14 protein-coding genes are annotated in these 17,482 nt (G+C 70.2%); 10 read left to right on the forward strand and 4 right to left on the reverse strand.

Features of this window, described 5'->3' with window-relative positions; all coding sequences use genetic code 11:
- The first annotated feature begins 79 nt into the window (after window positions 1-79).
- Complete coding sequence (locus MBA17_RS08485; RefSeq protein WP_238495743.1) at window positions 80-658, forward strand: TetR/AcrR family transcriptional regulator; 579 nt, start codon at window positions 80-82, stop codon at window positions 656-658.
- Window positions 649-1,038, forward strand: a complete 390-nt coding sequence (locus MBA17_RS08490) for a nuclear transport factor 2 family protein (RefSeq protein ID WP_238495744.1) — start codon at window positions 649-651, stop codon at window positions 1,036-1,038. The genes MBA17_RS08485 and MBA17_RS08490 overlap by 10 nt, the downstream gene beginning before the upstream one ends.
- An 82-nt stretch (window positions 1,039-1,120) precedes the next feature.
- On the opposite strand, the gene MBA17_RS08495 is transcribed toward MBA17_RS08490, so the two are convergent.
- The 4 genes from MBA17_RS08495 to MBA17_RS08505 all read right to left on the reverse strand — a co-directional run bounded on the left by MBA17_RS08495 (window position 1,121) and on the right by MBA17_RS08505 (window position 3,436).
- The gene (locus MBA17_RS08495; RefSeq protein WP_238495745.1) at window positions 1,121-1,273 is read right to left on the reverse strand and encodes a hypothetical protein; all 153 of its coding nucleotides are present in this window, start codon (window positions 1,271-1,273) and stop codon (window positions 1,121-1,123) included.
- 136 nt (window positions 1,274-1,409) lie between these two features.
- Window positions 1,410-2,210: a GNAT family N-acetyltransferase gene (locus MBA17_RS08500; RefSeq protein WP_238495746.1), complete on the reverse strand. Its 801-nt coding sequence runs from the start codon at window positions 2,208-2,210 to the stop codon at window positions 1,410-1,412.
- 322 nt (window positions 2,211-2,532) lie between these two features.
- The gene (locus tag MBA17_RS49265; RefSeq protein WP_274385133.1) at window positions 2,533-2,661 is read right to left on the reverse strand and encodes an alkaline phosphatase family protein; all 129 of its coding nucleotides are present in this window, start codon (window positions 2,659-2,661) and stop codon (window positions 2,533-2,535) included.
- Window positions 2,662-2,677: 16 nt separating this feature from the next.
- Window positions 2,678-3,436, reverse strand: coding sequence for a FadR/GntR family transcriptional regulator (locus MBA17_RS08505; RefSeq protein ID WP_238495747.1), 759 nt, complete (start codon window positions 3,434-3,436; stop codon window positions 2,678-2,680).
- A gap of 142 nt (window positions 3,437-3,578) precedes the next feature.
- Between MBA17_RS08505 and MBA17_RS08510 the strand changes: the two genes are divergently transcribed.
- The 8 genes from MBA17_RS08510 to MBA17_RS08545 all read left to right on the forward strand — a co-directional run bounded on the left by MBA17_RS08510 (window position 3,579) and on the right by MBA17_RS08545 (window position 17,414).
- Window positions 3,579-5,744: a dipeptide ABC transporter ATP-binding protein gene (locus tag MBA17_RS08510; RefSeq protein ID WP_238495748.1), complete on the forward strand. Its 2,166-nt coding sequence runs from the start codon at window positions 3,579-3,581 to the stop codon at window positions 5,742-5,744.
- The gene (locus tag MBA17_RS08515) at window positions 5,741-6,649 is read left to right on the forward strand and encodes an ABC transporter permease (RefSeq protein WP_238495749.1); all 909 of its coding nucleotides are present in this window, start codon (window positions 5,741-5,743) and stop codon (window positions 6,647-6,649) included. The genes MBA17_RS08510 and MBA17_RS08515 overlap by 4 nt, the downstream gene beginning before the upstream one ends.
- On the forward strand, window positions 6,650-7,597 hold the full coding sequence (locus MBA17_RS08520) for an ABC transporter permease (protein ID WP_238495750.1): 948 nt from the start codon (window positions 6,650-6,652) through the stop codon (window positions 7,595-7,597). It begins immediately after the preceding gene.
- Window positions 7,598-7,631: 34 nt separating this feature from the next.
- Entirely contained in the window at window positions 7,632-9,182 is a 1,551-nt protein-coding gene (locus tag MBA17_RS08525) for an ABC transporter substrate-binding protein (RefSeq protein ID WP_238495751.1), read from the forward strand.
- Window positions 9,183-9,212: 30 nt separating this feature from the next.
- Complete coding sequence (locus tag MBA17_RS08530; protein WP_238495752.1) at window positions 9,213-10,145, forward strand: dihydrodipicolinate synthase family protein; 933 nt, start codon at window positions 9,213-9,215, stop codon at window positions 10,143-10,145.
- On the forward strand, window positions 10,145-11,602 hold the full coding sequence (locus MBA17_RS08535; protein WP_238495753.1) for a sulfatase-like hydrolase/transferase: 1,458 nt from the start codon (window positions 10,145-10,147) through the stop codon (window positions 11,600-11,602). The genes MBA17_RS08530 and MBA17_RS08535 overlap by 1 nt, the downstream gene beginning before the upstream one ends.
- 105 nt (window positions 11,603-11,707) lie before the next feature.
- On the forward strand, window positions 11,708-13,681 hold the full coding sequence (locus MBA17_RS08540; protein ID WP_238495754.1) for a LamG-like jellyroll fold domain-containing protein: 1,974 nt from the start codon (window positions 11,708-11,710) through the stop codon (window positions 13,679-13,681).
- On the forward strand, window positions 13,671-17,414 hold the full coding sequence (locus MBA17_RS08545; protein ID WP_238495755.1) for a glycosyl hydrolase: 3,744 nt from the start codon (window positions 13,671-13,673) through the stop codon (window positions 17,412-17,414). Before MBA17_RS08540 ends, MBA17_RS08545 begins: the two co-directional genes overlap by 11 nt.
- The last annotated feature ends 68 nt before the right edge of the window (window positions 17,415-17,482 follow it).

Raw genomic sequence — 17,482 nt, forward strand, 5'->3', positions numbered from 1 at the left:
GATGGCCTGAGTTGCGCGACGTTCCCCTTCGGATGTGTCGGGTTGCGCAGCGGGCGAAGGGAGTCGTTACCGTGCTGGGGTGGCACGCCCAGCGAAGTTCGACCCCGACCAGATCCTCGACGCCGCGGCGGCCGTCGCCGCCGAGAGCGGGCACAAGGCGGTGACGATCACCGCGATCGCGGCCCGGCTGGGCGCGCCCAGCGGCTCGATCTACCACCGGTACGGCTCGCGCGACCTGCTGCTGGCCCACCTGTGGGTCAGGACCGTGCGCCGCTTCCAGGAGGGCTTCCTCCAAGCGATTGCGACCCAAGACCTGGAGCAGGCCATACGGCTGGCAACCGCGCACACCGTTCGATGGTCGGCGGCCCATCCCGACGAGGCGAGGCTGCTGCTCACGCAACACGTGCGCAACCTGAGTGCGCGCTGGCCGGACGAGCTCGGCGAGGAGCTGTCCAGGCTCAACGACGCGACGACGCGGGCGATGGCCGAGCTCGCCAGGCGCAGCGACTGCGACCTGGAGCGCATGGTGTTCGCACTGGTCGACGTGCCACTCGCCGCAGTGCGGCGGCACCTGCAGGCAGGGGAGCCCATCCCGGATTCGGCCGCGGAGATGGCGGAAACCGCCGCCCTTGCCCTAGTTTTAGCGACATGTCTCTAAAACTGGTGGAAAAGCTCTACGAGGGATTCGAGAAGGCCGACGTTGAGCTGATGCTCTCGGCCCTCCACCCCGACTTCGTGTTGCGGGTCAGCGAGGGCATGCCCCTCGGGGTCGGCGGCGTGCACCACGGCCCGCAGGCGGCCTTTCGCGACTGCTGGGGCGTCATCTTCACCGCCTACGACACCAGGCCGGTACCAGAGGAGTACCTCTGGGCGGATGACGGGCGCTGCGTCGTGCTCGGCCACTACCGCGGTACGGCCCGCGCCCGAGGGCAGGCCTTCGACGCGGCCTTCGCCCACGCGCTCACGCTGCGCGAAGGCCGCATCACCGAACTGGTCCAGATCACCGACACCGCGAGCTGGGCGCCGCCAGGATCCTAGGTCGAGCTCGGCGCCTGTCCCGAGAGGCCGCTAGCCCTGTTCTTCGCATGTGGGTGAATGCTGCGCTGGCTGGCCTTGCGGATCACAGAGTGAGCCGGCGTGGCAGGGTGGGATCGATGTCGAGCAGGCGCAGGAGCCGGTGTTGGAGCGGGCCGGGGATCAGGACCGAGCCGCCGCCGACGTTGAGCACGAAGCGTCCGCCCGGGCGCAGGACCTGGTGCATCGCGGCGAACACGGCCGGGACGTCGGTCTTTCAGATCGCAGAGTTGCCCATCACGGCGTCGGCCGGGCCGGGTACGTGGTGGGCCAGGCCCCGTGCATCGGACCATCCGCTGACCGAAGAATGGCCGATCGGCCGCCATGCCGGAAAATCAGCTCTTCAGGCCGAAGAAGTGCATCGGTGAGTTCGGCTTGAAGCCGATACGCGGGTACACCGGCGCTCCCGCGACGGTCGCGTGCAGAGTGGTGCGGGTCAGCCCGGTGGCCCGGGCGCCTTCGTACAGCGCCTTCCGCGTCACCGCCTCGGCATAGCCCCTGCGCTGCCACTCCGGGTCTGTGGCGACGAGGACGACGAAGAGCCGGCCTTCCGCCTCTATCGTCGCGGCACATGTCACCGGAACGTCGCCCCGCATGCCCAGGTAGGCGTAAACCTTGCTCGTCCACAGCGTGGAGCCGACGAGTCCGTCGCGGCCGTCCTCCAGGGGGAAGCCGTAAGCGCGCGAGTTGAGGTCCGCGTAGGAACACAGCTGCTCGTCCGTGGTCACGCGCACGAAAGTCAGTTCGGGGTGCGCAGGCTCGGGGATGGGGAGCAGGTCGCCGGCCATGCCGGTGCCGGGGAAGGCGTACTCGAGGCCGGCTCGCCCGGCCGCCGCCGGCAGCGTGGCGCGTGCGTCGTCGTTGACGAGGTCCTCGAAGAGCCACAGGAGGCCCGAATTCGTCTTCGAGCGCATGATGTCCGCCGCCTGGTGCAGACGCCGCTCCAAGAGGCCCGCGTCCGCGCCGGCGTCGGTCAGCGTGACGCAGTTCCAGAACGTGAACCGGTGGTCGGCCCAGCGGACGGCGATGCCCGGAAGGTCGCGCACGTCCGCGTCCGGATCCCGGTCCAGTACGAAGGCACGCCAGACGACGGCGAGCTGCTCCATGGATTCGATCGAGTCTGCGAGGTCGGTCACGCAAGCTCCTCAACGTCGTGGATGTCGATGGTGACATGGCAGGGGAGCCGCCGCCGTCAGTTTGGCCGGACGCGGCGGTCGAGCGCCCGCGCCCGGAGTCGCCGCCGGACGATCACGGCGCTCTGCGCGCCGGCCTATCGGCCTGGGCCACCCGAATTCCTCAAAGAGACGGGCCGGGCCGACCTCTGTGACGCGCTGCTCGGCGACCCCGACGGCTCGAACACCGGCCAGCGCTCGGCACCGGAGCCGCACACGAGCTTCACTGGGCAGGGCAAGATCATCCCGCGCATGTCCCCGGGCCTCGATCGAGAGGGCAACCAGGTCATCCAGTGGGCAAGCCGACCGCCGGCGTCCGTACGTCGGGATGGATGCCGAGCGCGCCGCGGTCGGCGTACCCGTGGTCGTCGGAGACGATCAGGACGATGCTCGGCCGGCGTTTGGCTCCACGCACCAGCGCGAGCCGCCGGTCAACCTGACTCCGTGGTTGTCTCGGCCGGCGGCGTTTCCGGCGGCGAGTTCTCGGTGAGTTTGGATTCTATGCCGATGTAGTGGTCATGGATCGCCGCACGCGCCCGGTCCGGATCGCCACTGAGAATCGCTTCGTAGATGACGGCGTGGCCGTGGTAGGCATCCATCGGCGTGCGACCGCGCGACGGTGGCGCCGCGGCGTGGAAGGCGAGCCAGAACTGGTCGAACAGTCTCAGCAGCATCCCGTTGTCGAGATCGCGGAACAGCAGCTGGTGGAACTGGCGGTCCTGCTCAGGGAAGCCCTTCCCTTGTTCGGCGAGCCTGCGCATCGTGTCCAGGTTCTCTCGCAGCGCGGCGACGCTCGTGGGCGACATGGCCCGCATCGCGTCGGCGACCAGGCTGGATTCGAGGGTCTTCCGCAACGCGACCAACTCTCGCAGTGCGCGATGGTCTTGCATGAGGCCGTAGGGGAGCTGGTCGAGCAGCGGAGTAAAGGAGAAGTGGCATACATAGACGCCGCTGCCGCGACGCGTCTCCAGGACGCCGGTGGACTCCAGCGCCTTGACCGCCTCGCGGACCGAGTTGCGACTGACCCCGAACAGCCGGGCCAGTTCGGACTCCGGCTTGAGCGGGTCACCGGGGCGCAGGCCCATCTTGAGGATGTAGTTTCTGATCTCCTGCTGCACGATCTTGTGCAGCGGAGGGCTGTTGTCGAGCCGCCGGAAGTCCGGCTGCCCGTCGTCCGCTCGAGTCGCCACGTTCTGAATGACCTTCCCCTTCGTATCAACTTGTAGGATATCTTGCCAGTCTTGACACTGTGATAGGCGCAGCCTACGGTAACGAAATCTGTAGGACATCTTGCAGCAACGCGCTGGTATTCCGGTGCGAAGGAGGTCGTCGGTGTCAGGTGGAGGCCTGGATGGTGTGGTCCGAGACGACATCGCCGACAGCGGCACCATGCCCATCGTGCCGGATCGCGGTGCCTGCCAGCCGGTGCTGAGCTTACGGAACCTGGTTGTCGAGTTCACGACGCCGGCGGGCGTGGTACGCGCGGTCGACGGGATGAGCTACGACGTCTACGGCGGCGAGACGCTCAGCGTGGTGGGGGAGACCGGGTCGGGCAAGAGCGTCTCGGTGCTCGCCGCGCTGGGCCTGCTCCAGACGGCGAACCTGCGGCGGGTCTCCGGCGAGGTGATGCTCGCCGGCGTGGATCTGCTGACCCTGCCGGAGGCGGAGCTGCGGCGGCGGCTCGGGCGTGACGTGGCGATGATCTTCCAGGACGCCATCTCCGCCCTCAACCCGGTCCAGCGAGTCGGCGAGCAGATCGCCGAGGGGCTGCGGGTGCACGACCGGGCCCTGACGGCCAACGCGGCGCGGGAGCGCGTCGTGGAGCTGCTCGAGATGGTGGGCGTGCCCCATCCGCGGGCCCGTTACGACCAGTACCCCCACCAGTTCTCCGGGGGGATGTGCCAGCGGGTGATGATCGCCATGGCGATCGCCAACCGCCCGAAGGTCCTGATCGCGGATGAGCCCACCACGGCGCTGGACGTGAGCGTCCAGGCGCAGATCCTCGACGTACTCCGGCTGGCGCGGGAGGAGACCGGCGCCGGGGTCGTGCTGATCACCCACGATCTCGGAGTGGTCGCCGAGACCGCCGACCGGGTCGCCGTGACCTACGGCGGCCGGATCGTGGAGACCGGCGACGTCATTTCGATCTTCACCCGGCCGCGACACCCCTATACCGCCGCCCTGATGCGCTCGCTGCCCCGGCTCGACAGCACGGCGGAACGGCTGCTCCCGATCCCGGGACAGCCGCCCGACCTCACCGAGATACCGCCGGGGTGTGCGTTCGCGCCGCGCTGTCCCACCGCCCGCGACCGCAGCGTCTGCGTACAGACCCGGCCGGAGTTGCGGGCCGACGACGCCGGTACCGGCGCGAGCGCCTGTCACTTCCCGGACGAGGCGGCGGCGAGGCCCGGAACGGGAGCCGGCGCGCAGCCACTGAGCAGCGACGCGGCGGAGCCGGTGGCCACGCCGGCCGGTGCCGGCGACGCGGCACCGGAGTCGACCGTGCCGGTCCTGGAGGTCCGGGATGCGGTGAGCCGGTTCCCGGTGCGATCCGGGGTCTTCGCGCGGGCGACCGCCTGGGTGCACGCGGTGGACGGGGTGTCGCTGCGCATCCCGGCTGGGGGAACGCTCGGCCTGGTCGGCGAGTCCGGCTGTGGCAAGACCACGCTCGCGCGGCTCGTCCTGCGGCTGGTGGATCCGACCGGCGGGCAGATCCTCGTGGAGGGCGACGACGTCGGGCGGGCGGGCCGGGCCGGCCTGCGGCGGATTCGGCGGCGCGCGCAGATGGTCTTCCAGGATCCGTACGCCTCGCTGAATCCGCGCCTGACCGTCGGTGACAACGTGGCCGAGCCGCTGCGGCTGCAGCGCCTTCCCCGCGCGCGGCGCCGGGAAGACGTGCGCGAGCTGTTCAGCCGCGTGGGACTGCGGCCGGAGCACGCCGACCGGTTCCCGGCGGAGTTCTCCGGCGGGCAGCGCCAGCGGGTGGCGATCGCGCGGGCCCTGGCATCCCGGCCCCGGCTGCTGATCCTCGACGAGCCGGTGTCCGCCCTGGACGTTTCGGTGCAGGCGCAGGTGCTGAACCTGCTGGCGGACCTGCAGCGGGAGTCCGGGATGGCGTACCTGTTCGTCAGCCACGATCTTTCGGTCATCCGCCAGGTCGCCGACCAGGTCGCGGTCATGTACCTCGGGAAGATCGTCGAGTCCGGGTCGGTGACCCGGGTGTACGACGACCCGCGCCACCCCTACACCCGTTCGCTGCTGGCGTCGGTGCCGGTACCGGATCCGGTCGGCCGTGAGACCCGGCGCCGGGTGCCGCTGGGCGGTGACGTCCCCAGTCCGGTGAACCCGCCGTCGGGGTGCCGCTTCCGTACCCGGTGCCCGATCGCGGCGGCCCGCTGTGCCGAGGAGGAACCCTTGCTCCGTTCCGTCGCCGGCGGGCACACGGCCTGCCACTTCGCCGACGAAGTTCACGATCTGGTACCGCAGGTGGGCACATGAGCGCGCTACCCGCCGGCGCCCCGACGGTTGCGCCCCGACGGCGACGGCTGGCGGCGGCACGCCGGTTCGCCCAGTCCCGGTCCGCCGTCGTCGGTGCGGTCGGGTTGGCCGCGCTCGTGGTGATGGCGCTGCTCGCGCCGATCGTCGCGCCGTTCGACCCGGCCGTGCAGGGCGGCGAGCCCTTGCTCGGCCCGTCCGGGACACACCTGCTCGGCACCGACCAGCTCGGCCGGGACATCGTCTCCCGGATGATCCACGGCGCTCGCGGCTCGCTGCTCGTCGCGGCCGGTGCCGCCGCGGTCGGCGCGGGCATCGGGGTCCCGCTGGGGCTTGTCGCCGGGTATCTGGGGCGGTGGGCCGACGCGGTCGCGATGCGGGTGGTCGACCTGCTGCTGGCGGTGCCCGGGATTCTGCTCGCGCTGGTCATCATCGCGGTGCTGGGGCCGGGCCGGCTCAACCTGATCCTGGCGATCGGGATCGGTGCGATACCGGAGTTCGCCCGGCTGACCCGGGTGGCGACCCTGGAGGTACGCGAGCGCGACTTCGTGCTGGCGGCCCGTGGGATGGGCGCGAGCACGCCGGACACGATGGCCCGCACCGTACTGCCGAACGTGCTCGGTCCGATCATGGTCCAGTTCGTCATCACCGCGTCGATGGCGGTCGTGGTCGAGGCGGGGCTGAGCTTCCTCGGGCTCGGCACTCCGCCGCCGGCGCCATCGTGGGGCGGCATGCTCCAGGACGCCCGTTCGTACCTGTACCAGAGTCCGACCTACGGACTGTTCCCGGGGATCTGCCTGGCCGCCACCGTGTTCTTCCTGGAACGGATCGGGCGTGGCCTGCAGCTTGCGGTCGGTGGCGGCGGGCCGCGCGCGGCGGCGCGCGGCCTCGGCAGAGGAGCGGTGTAGATGTACGGCTATCTGGTTCGCCGGCTGCTGCAGTTCGCGGTGGTGCTGCTGCTCGGGTCGGTCGCAGTGTGGGCGTTCGTACTCCTGCTGCCCGGCGACCCGGCCACGGTGTTGATCGGCCAAGACGCGACCGCCGCCGAGTTGGCCGCGGCCCGCGCCCGGATGGGGCTGGACCGGCCCTTCCTGGCGCAGTACGGGGTCTGGCTCGGCCACGCGCTCACCGGTGACCTCGGCGCGTCGTACTACTCGGGCCAGCCGGTGCTCACCGAGCTGATGGACCGGATCCCGGCGACGGTGCAGCTGGCCGGGTTCACGCTGGTGCTGACGCTGCTCATCGCGGTGCCGGTCGGCATCGTGGTGGCGTTGCGGCCGTACTCGGTCGTCGGCCGGGTCCTGCAGGGCTACCTCACGGTGGGCCTGGCGGTGCCGGCGTTCTGGCTCGGTCTGCTGCTCATCATCGTGCTCGCCGTGCAGCTGCGGTGGCTGCCCGCCTCCAGCGACTTCGTGCCGCTGTGGCAGGACCCCGGTGCCGCGCTGACCAGCACAATCCTGCCGGCGGCCGCCATCGCCGTGCACACCTCCAGCGTCACCGCCCGGTTCCTCGCCAACTCGCTGGGCGAGGTGATGGGCAAGGACTACATCCGTACCGCCCGCGCCAAGGGCGTACCGGAACGGGACGTGATCCGCCGGCACGCCGTACGGAACGCCGCACTGCCGACCGTCACCATCGTCGGGCTCCAGCTCGGCAGCTTTCTCGGTGGCACCGTCGTCATCGAGGCCGTCTTCAACTACCCCGGACTCGGGCGGCTGCTCTACACCGCTATCGGGGAACGCGACTACGCCCTGGTCCAAGGTGGGGTGCTGTTCGTCGTCGCCACGTTCCTGCTGCTGAATCTCCTGGTAGACGTGGCCTACGGCGCCCTAGATCCGCGTATCCGGCTCACCTGACCTCCACCCCCACTCCACCTCAGAGGGCACCACCATGACCATTTCTCCGCGACAGTCCCGCCTCATCTCCCGCCGCGCATTACTACGGACCGGCCTGGCGGCCACCGGCGCGCTCGCTGCGGCTCCGCTGCTCGGCGCCTGCGGTTCCGGCGACGGTGACAGCACCGGCGGTGACGCCGGCAAGCTCACGCTCGGTACGACGAAGATCATGCAGTTCGACCCGTACCTCACCAACACCGACATCCACCTCCATGCCTTCTACACGTACCTGGTCGACTACCCGACCGACAGCACGTACGAGGCCATCCCCGCCGGCGCCGAGAAGTGGGAGTTCGCCGCCGACCAGGCGTCGGTCACCCTCACCCTGCGGGCGGCGAAATATCACTCCGGTGCGGCGGTCAGCGCAGCGGATGTCGTCGCCGGGATCAAGCGGGCGCTGAACCCCGACACCGCGTTCACCCTCGCGCAGCCGTCCGCGTTCATCGATACGGCGACCGCGGTCGACGATCGCACCGTGCGCGTCGACTTCAAGGCGCCCACCCCGGAGACGCTCGTCATCGACTGGATGTTCGCGTTCCCGCTGATTCCGGCGGACAAGAACACCCCGAAGCAGCTGGAACACGAGCCGGCCGGCTCCGGGGCGTTCCGGCTCGGGGAGTTCCAGCGCAACCAGCGTCTGACGCTGACGAAGAACCCCGACTTCTACGATGCGGGCAAGCCATACCTCAACGAGGTCGAGTACCGGTTCTTCACCGACGAGGACGCGTTGGTGGCCGCGCTCGAGTCCGGCACCGTCGACGGCGCCGCGTACATCGGGTTCCGGCACTCCGAGCGGCTGAAGGATCGGTTCACCCTGGTGGAGGGCGGTGGCCGGATGACCCTGTTCTTCATGAACGCCACCATCCCGCCGTTCGACAACAAGCTGCTGCGGCAGGCGCTGGCGCGGGCCATCGACCGCGAGCGGATCATCAAGCAGGTCAACTTCGGCATCGGCGACCCCATCTACACGGCGTTCATGCCGACGTCGCCCGCGTTCGACCGGGCGTACCTCGACTCGCATGGGTTCGACCTGGACGCGGCGGCCGCGATGCTGGAGAAGTCCGGCGGCGCGCGCAAGGCCACCGCGGGCGTGACCTCAGGAAGCCCCTCCGTGGAGGTGTTGCAGATCATCCAGGCGGACCTGAAGAAGATCGGGTTCGAGTTGGAGATCGCGCCGCAGGAGGAGGCCGCGTACCTCGAGGCGCTGTTCGCCAGCAAACTGCAGTGCACCGTCGCCGCGCAGCCGAACAATCTGCAGAGCCCGTCGCTGATCGCCCGGGGCCGGCAGATGCTGCCGGGCAAGGAGAACACGACGTTCCGCGAGCAGGTGCCGTCCGCGTACGTCGAGGCGGTGGCCGCGGCCGGCTCCGCGGTCACGCCGGAGGACCAGAAGGCCGCGTACGCGGCGCTGAACAAGGTCCTCGCCGAGGAGTCCTGGGCGATCGGGATCTCCACCCAGCCGTCGCTGTTCGCGCTCGACAAGCGCGTCACCGGCCTGGCCACCGATCCCCGCGACTTCGTCACCCTCATCAACACGAAGGCCTGACCTGCCTGTCGGCCAATCGAAAGGAACCGCATGACCCGCTTGGGCTACTGCACCGACGGACCGGACATGGCGCTGCTCACCGCCGTGTTCACCCCGTTCGACGAGGCTGGCGGACTCGCCCTCGACATCGTCGCGAAGCAGGCGGACGCGCTGGTCGCGTGGGGGTCGCCGGCGGCGTTCGTCGGCGGCACCGCCGGCGAGGGGGCGTCCATGTCGACCGCCGAGCGGATGGCGCTGGTCGAGCGGTGGTGCGAGGTCGCGGCCGGTCGGCTGGACGTTCTCGTCCATGTCGGCCACGCGAGCGTCACCGAGGCCGGTCGGCTGGCGGCGCACGCGGAATCGCTGGGGGTGAAGGCGATCTCCGCGGTCCCCCCGTACTTCCATCGTCCCAACACAGTGGCCGCGCTGGTCGATGCCTGCGCGGCCATCGCGGACGCCGCCCCGACGCTGCCGTTCACCTACTACCACATTCCCTCGGTGACTGGAGTGAACCTGCGTGCCAGCGACGTTCTGCTGGCCGCGCGGGAGAAGATCCCGACCTTCGCCGGGGTCAAGTTCGCCCACAACGACATGATCGACCTGCAACGCTGCCTGCACCTGGCGGGCGGGGAACAGGAGATCTACGTCGGCGTGGCCAAGCTGGTGCTCGCCGCATGGCAGTGGGGGGCCCGGGCCGCCATCGGGTCGGTGTACAACTTCGCCGGCCCGCTGTTCCGTCAGATGCTCGACCACGCCGCCAAAGGAGACCTGGCGGCCGCGCAACGGCTCCAACTCCAGGCACAGCAGGTCATCGACGCGGCCGGGCCGTACGGTGGCGAACTGGCCGGCTTCAAGGCGCTCGGCTCGCTGTTCGCCGTCGACTGCGGACCATGCCGGCAGCCGCTGGTGTCGCCCGGTTCGCAGGAGCTGGCCGGGCTACGCGCCGAGGTGGCCCGGCTCGGGTTCGGCGACGAGGTCCGCTGATGCCCAACGTTCTGGTCATCCAGGCCGACCAGTTCCGGGCGGACTGCCTCGGCGTCGCGGGCAACCCGGACGTGCGTACTCCCAACCTGGACCGGCTGGCCGGCGACGGCGTCCGATACCGCAACGCGTTCTGCCCGTTCCCGGTCTGCACCCCATCCCGGTACTCGCTGCTGTCCGGCCTGCACGTGCGCCAGCATTCTGGGTGGACGAACCGTTGCACTCTCCCGCCCGGCGTCGACACGTTCCCGCGGGCGTTGCGGCGCGCCGGGTACCGGACGGCGGCGGTCGGCAAGATGCACTTCACGCCGACGTACCTCGACGTCGGCTACGACCACATGCAGCTCGCCGAGCAGGACGGGCCCGGCCGGTACGACGACGACTACCACCGGGAACTGGCCGCGGCAGGGCTGGCGCCGGTGACCGACCTCGTCGACCAGGAGCAGGAGTTCCGCGCGCAGGCACCCCGGTCGTACTGGGAGACCTTCGGTAGCGGACGGTCGGACCTGCCGGAACAGTGGCACTCCACCACCTGGATCGGCGAACGGGCCCGTACCGTGCTGGCCGGCTGGTCCGACGGCGCCGATCAGTTGCTGCACGTGTCGTTCATCAAGCCGCACCACCCGTTCGACCCGCCCGCGGGCTGGGACGACCTGTACGACCCGGCGACGCTGACCCCGTTACCGGGCTGGACGGACACGATTCCGGCAGGCGACCAGCGGCACCGGCGGGAGTACTTCGACAACGAACCGCTGACACTGCCGATGCTGCAACGGGTGATGGCGCACTACTACGCCACCATCACGCAGCTGGACCACCAGGTGGGCCGTCTGCTCGACCTGCTCCGGGAGCGCGGGCTCTACGACGACACACTGATCATCTTCACCGCCGACCACGGAGAGTACCTCGGCTTCCACCACCTGCTCCTCAAGGACGGGCCGATGTACGACCCGGTGGTGAAGGTGCCGCTGCTGGTCAAGTTTCCGGGCGGGCGGCGACACGGCGATGTCGCCGACGCGCTTGTCTCGCTGATCGACATCGCCCCGACGATCCTGGCGAGCTGCGGCGTGCGGCCGGCGTCACCGCTGCCCGGTCGCGACCTGGCCGACCCGGTGGCCGGGCACGACTGTGTCTTCGCCGAGACCCGCCGCCGGCTGGGCGCCGGGGGCATGGCCCGCACCGACCGGTACAAACTTCTGTGGTCCGAGACGGCCGGAGAGTCCTTCTTCGACCTGGCAGCCGACCCGCACGAGCTGACCGACCTTCTCAGCGACCCCGCCTACGGTGATGCGCTCGGGCAGCTGCGCGAGGCTGTTACGCGGTGGGCGCTCTACGACGGAACCCCACCTACCTATGTGGACCTCAGCGCTCCGCAACGCGGCATCACCACCGAGGACGACCGTGTCGCGCGGCGCGAGCTCTTCGCGACCGCGGTCGCCAGGCACCGCACCGACTCGTGACCCCCCATGAGGAGAGGAACGACGATCGTGACAACTCATCGCAGGCTCCGACACCGGGCAACGAGGTTCGCCGCTTTAGTCAGCGCGATGGCGGTGATGATGCCGATGACGGCAGCGCCCGTTGCGGCCGACGTCATCGGGACGACGGCCGACCCGTTCCGGGCGAAGACAACGGTGGTGTTCTCCGACCCGAACGTGCCGTCCGGGTGTCACCGGATTCCGGCGATCGTCCGGGCGGTGGACGGGTCGTTGCTGGCCTTCGCCGAGCACCGGCTCAACAGCTGCGCCGACAAGTCCACCATCGAGACGGTGGTCCGGCGGCTGCCGGCCGGGACCACGCAGTGGCTGCCGGAGCAGACGGTCGTGCGGGGCGAGCCTGACGATCCGCAGGCGCCGGCGACCCGGGGCAATGCTGCGCCGGTGGTGTACCGGAGCCTGCCAGGCGCTCCGGCGGCCGACGCGCCGGACGGCCGGATCGTGCTGCTGGGCACGCACAACCCGGTGAACCCGGCCACTCCCGGCCAGAGCCATGGGGGTGCCCCGCGTACGCCGTACGTGGTGCACAGCGACGACAACGGGGTGACCTGGAGCCGACCGCGCACCCTGGACGAGCTGGACGACCCGGCCTGGGGTCACTATGCGACCGGTCCGGTGCACGCCATCCAGCTCACTCGCGGCGCGCACGCCGGGCGGCTGGTGGTAGGCGTCAACTACGCCCCTCCAGGCGTCCGCGGCGCCATGCTCGTCTACAGCGACGACGGCGGCGTGACCTGGCAGCGGGGCGCGCAGGCCGAATATCCGCTGGGCCGGCAACTGATCCCGCAGGAGATGAGCCTGGTCGAACTTGCAAGCGGTGACATTTTCGTGTGGGCCCGGCAGAACTGGAACGGCGGCACCGACGAGGAGGAGGCCGACCCGGACATCCGCCCGCACCGGGCGGTCGCCATCAGCAAGGACGGCGGCGAGACCTACGACAGTGACTTCACGCTGCTGCGCGGTTTCGAGGCACCGCCAGTCCAGTCGGCGGCACTGCGGCTGCGGGCCACCGACGAAGGCGACCGGTACAACCGGATCCTCACGTCCGCGGCATCGGTGAACGTGGACCCGCGGAGCCGGATGACCATCCGCTCGACGTTCGACGAGGGCCTCAGCTGGCAGACCGTCGACACGCCCGCCCGGTCGAGCGACGAGGGCGTCCAGGTGTGGGGCGACAACGACCGCGGCATCTCCATCGAGGACTGCGCCTGTTACGGCGGTTACTCGGACATGGTGGAACTACCCAACGGCGATGTCGGGCTGCTCTACGAACGGACCAGGTCCGGTTGCTGGTCCACCCGGACCTGCGCCGGGACCACCGACTACCGTGCGGAGATCGCCTTCGTCGTACTCAACGACCGCGACCTGCACACCCCGTCCACCACTCCGGACGTGCCGGGCCGGTCGGCGCTGGTGTTCGACGGCGTCACCACCACCACAGGCCGGTACGGCCGGGCGTTCAGCTTCGACGGGGAGCGCGGCCGGGCACAGCTGCCCTACCGGACCACACCGGTCCTCGGCACCGGCGACTTCACCGTGTCAACGTGGATCAAGTACCGCGACACCGGCAAGGACCAGGCACTGGTCTGGGCCTACGGCATCAACGGCGAACCCGCGGTGCAGCTGAGCGCCGAACCCGGCGACAACCGGATCCACGGCACGGTGACCACCGCCACCGGGTCGGCCGACGTCACCTCCACCGGCGCGTACGCCGACGGCGCCTGGCACCACGTCGTACTGCGCCGCCAGGCGGACACCATCACGCTGTTCGTCGACGGCGTCCAGGTCAGCGCCGCATCCGGTGCCGCCGGCACGGTCGGCGGCGACGATCCCACACCCATCTACCTCGGCCAGCGACTCGACGGGACGAACCGGTTCCACGGCCACATGGACGAGTTCCGGATCTACGACCGCGCGCTGAGCACCACCGAACTGACCCTGCTGCACACCACCAACACCAACGGCATTCCCGGCCGCACCGCACACCTGCCGATGAACGCCCTGGTGCCCGCAGGCAGGTCGGAGACCGGTGATGTCCGTTGAGCGTCGCTGCCGCGTGGTCGCTGTTCCGCTCCTCGCGGCGGCGCTCGCCGGCATCCCCGTAGTCATCGCACCGACTGCCCTGTCTCCCTCGCAGGCCGTGTCGGCGTCGGCGGCGCTCGCCGGATCCGTGCCGAGGTTGACCGCCGGGACCTTCACCGATCCACCCTCGACGGTGCGTCCGAAGTATCGCTGGTGGATGCCGATGGCCTTCACCGAGGACGAGCAGCTACGCGCCGAGCTCGCCGACATGAAGGCCGTCGGCGCCGGCGGCGCAGAGGTCGCCACGACCACCGCCACCGGCCCGAGGGCCTTCGACCCCGAGTTCCTGGCGGAGTACGGCTGGGGCTCGCCGCGCTGGGCACAGAAGGTCCAGACCATGGCGGAGACCGCCGGCCGGCTCGATCTCGCCCTGGACTTCACCATCAGCCCACGGTGGCCGGCGATCGTCCCCACGGTGACCGATGTCAACGATCCACGGGCGTCGCAACAGCTGGTGTTCTCGCACGCCTTCGTCAAGGGCGGTACGACATACGGCGGCGCCCTGCCGGCCAACTACAGCCCGCAGCCCCCGGGCGGTGCGCGGCGCACCCCGATCGCCGTGCTGCTCGCCCAGTGCGCGGACGCGGCCTGCGACCGTCAGGGCAGCGGTTCCCGGATGCTCCATCGCGACAGCGTGCGCGACCTCAGCGACAGCGTCGGCGACGACGGCACGCTGAGTCTCGACGTGCCGGGCGACGCCGGGGACACCTATGTGCTGATCGGTTTCTTCCAGACCGGCGACGGCCAGCTTCGCAACGACTTCACCACGACCACACCGAACTACGTCCTCGACCACCTCAGCGAACAGGGAGTCCGGGCGACGACGCAGTTCTACGACTCGTCGATTCTCACCCCGCCGGTGCGGGAGGCGCTCGACGCCGTCGGCAGGGTCGACCTCTTCGAGGACTCCCTCGAACTCGGGACCGCGCAGAAGTGGACGTGGGACTTCGCCGGCCAGTGGGAGCGGCGGCGGGGTTACTCACCGATCTCCGTACTTCCGGCGCTCACCGGCGCCGGATCCGCGGGCCTCACCACGGCACCGTTCTTCGACTTCACCGACGGTAGCGGCGCGCGCATCCGGACCGACTACCGGCAGACCTGGAACGACCTGTACATCGACTCCCGGCTCGTGCCGTTGCGCCGATGGGCCAACGACCGCGGCATGGCGCTGCGGAGCCAGCCGTACGGCGGGCCCGTCGACACGCCGCAGGCGGCCACACATGTCGACGTACCCGAGGGCGAGTCGTTGGTGTTCTACAACAACATCGAGCCCTACCGGTTGGTGTCGGTCGGCGCGCATCTGAACGGCACCCCGCTGGTGTCGAGCGAGTGTTGCGCGGCGCGGGCGGGCGTCTGGGCGACGACCGCCGGAGGCTGGCAGAACTCGGCCAACCTGCGCTCGGTGTACCGCGGATACGTGGGTGGCGTGACCCAGGTGGTGTGGCACGGCTACCCGTACCTGACCAAGGGAGAGGGAACATCCGACCAGGCGGTGTGGCCGGGCATGTCGTACGGGGGCAACACCTCGTTCTCCGAGGCATGGGGTGCCAAGGGCGGCCCCAACTGGCCGGACTATCGGGCGATCAACGACCACCTCGCCCGGCTGCAACTGGTGCTTCGGCAGGGGAAGCCGACCTTCGACGTGGCCCTGTACCTACAGGACTTCGGCCTGCGATCGCCGGCCACCACGCTCACCGGACCCAAGACCCTCCTGGAGAGCGACTCGCGGCTGGCAGAACGTGGCTACACCTACGAGTACCTCAGCCCGGCGCACCTGCGGATGCCTTCGGCGAAGGTGTCGGACGGGCGGCTGTTCCCGAAGGCCGGCGCATATCAGGCGATCGTCCTCGCGGACCAGACGACGATGGCGGTCGACACCGCGCGCCGGTTGCTCGACCTGGCACGGGACGGACTGCCCGTCGTCTTCGCCGGTGAGTTGCCCTCGTCGACTCCTGGCTTCCACGACGCGGCCAAGCAGGACGCCGAGCTGCGTCGCCTGATCGCCCAGCTGGCCGCGCGGCCCGGCGTGCACCGGGTCGCCGACCTCGCCGCCGTGCCGGACCTGCTCGCCCGGCTCCGGATAGTGCCGGCCGCCGCGCCCGCCACGCCGTCCGCCGACGTGCTGAGTGTCCGTCGCTCCGACCCCACCACCGACTACTACTACCTGTTCAACCAGCGGTCGTGGGCGACCGAACAGCGGCTGACGCTCACGGGCGAGGGACGACCGTACAAGCTGGACACCTGGACCGGCGAGATCACCCCCCTCACCGACTACCGGCAGACACCGCACGGCGTGGTCGTCGACGTCGCACTGGAGGCATCCGATACCGCGGTCATCGCGCTGTCGACGCGGCACGACGAGACGTTCCGGTGGTCGGCCGGGGATGAGCACGGTCCGACCGTCGCCAGAAACGCCGGGCTGGGCCCCGTGCTTCTCGACGATTGGACTCTCCAGGTGGTGAGCTGGAGCCGGGGTGAATCAGGGTTGCCCGGTGACACCGCCAAGACCGCTCTTCCGGCCGTCGGACCGGTCGTCGGTGAGCATGGAGCGCTGCCGCCGTGGTCGGCGATCACACCGGCGAACGGATACGACGTCGACCTCCGCGACGTGTCCGGGGTCGGGACGTACACGTCGACGTTCACCCTCGACGACTCGTGGGGCGGGGTCCGCACGGCATACCTGGATCTGGGAACCGCCGTCGACACCGTCACCGTGACGCTGAACGGCGCCCGCATCCCGGCGCGGAGCCCGCAGGATCTCCGGCACATCGAGGTGGGCCGCCACCTGCGGGCCGGTGACAACACCCTGACAGTGCGCGTCGCGTCGACCCTCGCCAACGCGGTCCGGGTCGCACCCGGCACCGGGGCGGCCGGTCGGCCACGCCGGGACTACGGGTTGTTCGGGCCGGTACGCCTGACACCGCGCGAGGCCCGGCAGCCGACCCTGGCGGTGGAGGCCCTCGAGCGGGAACTGCCGCTGGCCACCGGCGGCACCAACCAGGCACGCGTCCGCATCGCCAACAACTCCTCCAGACCGGTGTCGGTATCGATCGACGTGACGGCCGAGGACGGGGTCGAGGCGACGGTGGACCGGCCGACCCTGCGGATCCCCGGACGGTCGTCGGCGACGGCGCTGGTACGCCTCAGCGGTCAGCGCGAGTCCGGCTCGTCCGACCTCGTCATCGACGCGGTGGCGGCAAACGGGGCGAGCGGGCAGGCGCACGTCACGCTTCGGCACTCCGACAACCTGGCGGCCAACGCGACAGGTAGCCCGTATCCGCGCGTCTGGGCGTCGAGTTACCAGTACCAGCATCCGCCTTCGTCCCTGACCGACGGGTCGGCGTCGACGTACTGGGGGTCCGGCGGTCATACACCCGGGCAGGCGCCGACACCCGAGGCTCCGGAGTTCATCGGCGTCGACCTCGGACTCGCCACGGTTGTGCGTGCGGTGGGGTTGAGCGGTCGGGAGAACTGGGCCCCGCGATCGTACGACGTGCAGACGTCTCTGGACGGCGAGCGGTGGACGACCGTGCTGTCGGTCACGGGCGACGCCCGGAATGCGGCGACCACCACGGCGGTCACGCCGACAGAGGCGCGCTACGTGCGGCTGCGCATCACCGAAGGCCGGTACCCCACTCAGCCGGGGCACAACACCCAGCTGGCCGAGTTCGCCGTCTACTCCACCGACGACTAAGGATGGATGCCCGCGATGCGCCCTGTCACCGAACACCGTTCACCACGATCCGTTCTCGCCGCGGTCTT

It is taken from the genome of Dolomitihabitans soli, assembly GCF_022213955.1.
Classification (GTDB): Bacteria; Actinomycetota; Actinomycetes; order Streptosporangiales; family Streptosporangiaceae; genus Streptosporangium_A; species Streptosporangium_A soli.